At 63.3% G+C, this 289-nt stretch carries 1 pseudogene; it reads right to left on the bottom strand.

Annotation, left to right across the window (positions count from 1 at the left end):
* A pseudogene (locus tag EN859_RS37285) lies at positions 1 to 289 on the bottom strand (lipopolysaccharide biosynthesis protein); the annotation flags it as partial.

Genomic DNA, 289 nt, shown 5'->3' with positions numbered 1-289 from the left:
GAGATAAAGCAGCAGGAAGACGATGTTGAGCGACAGCACCAGGTTGGCGGTGTAGGGGATGGTCGTCAGCACATAAGTGAGCAGAACCGCCTTTAGGCCGGCGAGCAGGCCGAGATTGATCGCGCGCACCGCAGTCTGGCCGCGCGCGAAGAGAAGCTCCGCCTGGTATTCGACGAGGTTGCGCAGTCCAGGCACGCAGACCGCCAGCGCCACCAGCGGTGCCGCCTCTGCGACGTTCTTGCCGAGGGCATTCGGGAAGAAATGCAGCACGATGCCGAGCGACAGCAGC

Source organism: Mesorhizobium sp. M00.F.Ca.ET.216.01.1.1, assembly GCF_004010325.2.
Taxonomy (GTDB): domain Bacteria; phylum Pseudomonadota; class Alphaproteobacteria; order Rhizobiales; family Rhizobiaceae; genus Mesorhizobium.
Note: the sequence above shows the minus strand (reverse complement) of the source record. Positions and strands in the feature narration are given on the sequence as shown.